Annotated in this window: 5 protein-coding genes; 4 read left to right on the plus strand and 1 reads right to left on the minus strand. The window is 70.8% G+C overall.

The window, feature by feature from the left end; genetic code table 11:
* The 4 genes from VET29_RS43500 to VET29_RS43515 all read left to right on the plus strand — a co-directional run.
* A partial coding sequence (locus VET29_RS43500) for a proline racemase family protein (protein ID WP_324933319.1) occupies positions 1-304 on the plus strand: 304 nt, incomplete at its 5' end.
* On the plus strand, positions 301-1,179 hold the full coding sequence (locus VET29_RS43505) for an ornithine cyclodeaminase family protein (protein ID WP_324933322.1): 879 nt from the start codon (positions 301-303) through the stop codon (positions 1,177-1,179). The genes VET29_RS43500 and VET29_RS43505, both read left to right, overlap by 4 nt.
* Positions 1,176-1,841 (plus strand): GntR family transcriptional regulator, encoded by a 666-nt coding sequence (locus VET29_RS43510; RefSeq protein ID WP_324933326.1) that lies wholly within the window; start codon positions 1,176-1,178, stop codon positions 1,839-1,841. Before VET29_RS43505 ends, VET29_RS43510 begins: the two co-directional genes overlap by 4 nt.
* A gap of 25 nt (positions 1,842-1,866) precedes the next feature.
* Positions 1,867-3,048: an amidohydrolase family protein gene (locus VET29_RS43515; protein ID WP_324933329.1), complete on the plus strand. Its 1,182-nt coding sequence runs from the start codon at positions 1,867-1,869 to the stop codon at positions 3,046-3,048.
* Positions 3,049-3,169: 121 nt separating this feature from the next.
* Here VET29_RS43515 and VET29_RS43520 read toward each other — a convergent pair.
* Positions 3,170-3,686: ATP-binding protein (locus VET29_RS43520; protein WP_324933332.1), on the minus strand; the 517-nt coding region annotated here is incomplete at its 5' end.

Genomic DNA, 3,686 nt, shown 5'->3' on the forward strand with positions numbered 1-3,686 from the left:
CACGGCACGGCATTCGCGCCACGCCATGGCCATCCACCCCGGGTGGTTCGACCGGTCGCCGTGCGGCACCGGCACGAGCGCGCGCATGGCGCAGCTTTTCACCCGCGGCGAGCTGCCGCTGCACACCGACTTCCGCAACGAGTCCTTCATCGGCACGCACTTCGTCGGCCGGCTGGTGTCGGAGACGACCGTGGGCGACGTGCCCGCGGTGGTGCCGACGATCACCGGCCGGGCCTGGATCACCGGCACGGCACAGTACTTCCTCGACCCGGAGGACCCGTTCCCGGAGGGATTCGAGCTGTGATCCCGCTCCCGGACGCGCGGACGGCGGTCGAGGCACTCCGCACGGCCCTGCGCGACGGGCTCGACCCGGAGGCCGACTGGGCCCGCTCGCGCGTGCCGATGAAGCACGGCGAGCTGCGGCTGATGCCGGCGGAGTGGGGCCGGTACGCCGGGATGAAGGTGGTGTCCGTGGCGCCGGACAACCCGGCGCGCGGGCTGCCGCGGGTCCAGGGCACGTACCTGTTGCTGGACGCGGAGACACTGGGCCCACTGGCCGTGCTGGACGGCGCGGAGCTGACGACACTGCGGACGGCGGCGGTGTCGGCGCTGGCGGTCGACGCGCTCGCGGTCGCCGACGCGGCTCGGCTGGTGGTCTTCGGCACCGGACCGCAGGCGCGGAGTCACATCACCGCTGTCCGCGCTGTCCGGCCCCTGACGGAGGTCACCGTCGTCGGCCGGACGCCGGACCGCGCGCTGGCGTTCGTGTCCACTGTGGACGATGTGCGGGTGGGGGCGCCGTCGGACGTGGCCCGCGCGGACGTGGTCGTGTGCGCGACCACGTCCCGTGAGCCGTTGTTCGACGGTGGGTTGCTGCCGTCACGGGTGACCGTCGTCGCGGTGGGCTCGCACGAACACTCGGCCGCGGAGGTCGACTTCGCCACGGTGTGCGGGTCGACGGTGGTCGTGGAGGCACGGTCGGCGGCGTTGCGTGAGGCCGGTGACATCACGCAGCCGGTGGCGGCGGGTGCGTTCGATCCGTCCACGCTGGTCGAACTGGTGGGTCTGGTCCGCGGCTCGGTGCGCGTCGACCCCGACCGGCCCCGGCTGTTCAAGAGCGTCGGTATGGGGTGGGAGGATCTGGTGATCGCGGCCAGTGGTTGGGAGAGAAGGTCATGACGGGGGAGTTGACGCTGCCGGCGCTCGGGGCGCGGCGGAACCTGCGCGAGGAGATCACCCGGACGTTGCGTGCCGCGGTGATCTCGGGGGAGCTGCGGCCCGGCGTGGTGTACTCGGCACCCAACCTGGCGGGGCAGTTCGGGGTCTCGGCGACGCCGGTGCGTGAGGCGATGCTGGATCTGGCCAACGAGGACCTCGTGGAGATCGTGCGGAACAAGGGTTTTCGGGTCACCGAGCTGTCCGAGAAGGATCTGGACGAGCTGAGTGAGCTGCGGGCGCTGATCGAGGTGCCGACCGTCCGGCGCATCGCCTCGGCCGGCGTGCCGGAGTCCGCGCTGGACGAGCTGCGGGGACTGGCGGCTGAGATCGAGGCGGCCGCCGCCCGGGGCGATCTCATCGCGCACGTGACCGCGGACATGGAGTTTCACCTGACGCTGCTGTCGTTGGCCGGCAACCGGCATCTGGTGGAGACGGTCCGGTCGCTGCGGGCCCGGTCGCGGATCTACGGGCTGCGGTCCCTCGCGGACCGCGGTGCCCTTGTTCCGTCGGCGCACGAGCATGCCGAGCTGCTGGACCTCCTGGCCGCCGGGTCCGTGGACGCGGCCGAGGAGCTGATGCGTGCGCATACCGGGCACGTGCGAGGTATCTGGGCCGAGTCCTGATGGCGAGAACCGAGTGTGAGGTCTAATGAGTCTGTCCATCATCAACGCCGCCGTCTTCGACGGTGAGTCGGCCGACCTGCTCGACGGGCCGGTGCACGTCTCCGACGGTCGGGTCGTCGCCATCGGCGGTTCCTTTGCCGCCGAACAGGTCCTGGACGCCCGCGGTGGCACCGTCCTGCCCGGACTGATCGACGCGCACTGTCATGCCTATGGCATTTCCCTTGACATGATGGATATCGGCGGCCGGTCACTGAGCTACGTCGCGCTTGCCGGCGCCCGCCGGCTTGCCCGGGTGCTGCGGCGTGGGTTCACCACCGTCCGGGATGTGGCCGGTGGGGACGCCGGGTTCGGTCTCGCGATCGGCGAGGGGCTCATTCCCGCGCCCCGCTACCTCTACACGGGCGCCGCGCTCAGCCAGACCGGCGGGCATGGCGATCCGCGCGGGGTGGACATGGACGTCTGCGGGTGCGCCGACCACATGACCGAGGTCGTCGACGGGGTCGACGCCGTCCGGAAGGCGGTCCGCGACCGCTTCCGCCGCGGTGCGCACGCCATCAAGATCATGACCTCGGGTGGCGTCATGTCGCTCTCCGACCCGATCCGTATCCCCCAGTACTCGGCCGAGGAGGTCCGGGTGGCCACCGACGAGGCCGCGCGGCGCGGCAGCTACGTCGCCGCGCATGCCTACTCGGCGGAGGCGATCCGGCACTCGGTGTCGAACGGGGTGCGGTCCATCGAGCACGGGAACCTCATGGATGCCGAGACCGCCGCGCTCATGGCCGAGCACGGAGCGTTCCTCGTGCCCACGCTCGCCACCTACGACGCGATGTCGCGCCGTGGCAAGGAGGTTGGGCTCTCGCCCGTGTCGGCCGCCAAGAACCTCGAGGTGCTCGACGCCGGTGCCTCGGCGGTGCGGCTCGCCAGGGCCGCCGGCGTCCGCGTCGGGTTCGGCACCGATCTGATGGGTGAGCTGGAGGACGAGCAGCTCAACGGGCTTCGCCTCCAGGTCGAGGTCGACGGGCCGCTCGACGCCCTTCGTGCCGCCACCTCGGTCAACGCCGACCTGCTCGGGCGGCCGGACCTCGGGCGGGTTCAGGTCGGGAGCGTCGCCGACCTGGTGATCCTGCCCGGCGACCCGTTCGCCACCCCGTCCCTCCTCTGGGGTGACGAACGCACCGTCGTCCAGGCGGGTGTGCCCGTGTCCTGATTGCTCTGTCCACGGATTGTGGACGGTTTGTTAACCGGCTCTGCCACCGTGTGCCTCACGTTCGGGGCGGGAAGCAACGGGGGGAGGGCAGTTCAGCGTGTCCACATTCGGAGTACGGGAGTCAGACGACCGCGACCGGTTCAGACCAGACCTTGCCCATCTTCTCGAACTCGCGCCGGGTGGCGTTCAGGATGTGCCGGCGGGTGATGTCGTCCTTGTCGACCGCGGCCAGGAACGCGGCGTTCAGGGCGATGTTCTTGATGTTGCCGCCGGAGAGCGCGAACCGCTCGGCCAGCTCGGCGAAGTCCACGTCGGCGCCCACCGGCGCACCGGCCGGGAACACCGCTCGCCAGATGCGCCCGCGGCTGTCCGCCTCGGGGAACGGGAACTCGACGACGAACCGCAGCCGCCGGGTGAACGCCTCGTCCAGGTTCTGCCGCAGGTTGCTGGCCAGGATGACCACGCCGTCGTAGGAGTCCATCTTCTGCAGCAGGTAGCTCGTCTCGATGTTGGCGTACCGGTCGTGCGCGTCGCTCACCTCGGTGCGCTTGCCGAACAACGCGTCCGCCTCGTCGAAGAACAGGATCGCGTTGCTGGTGGCCGCCTCGTCGAAGATGCGCGCCAGGTTCTTCTCCGTC

The sequence above is a fragment of the Actinophytocola sp. genome (assembly GCF_035634895.1).
Taxonomy (GTDB): Bacteria; Actinomycetota; Actinomycetes; order Mycobacteriales; family Pseudonocardiaceae; genus Actinophytocola.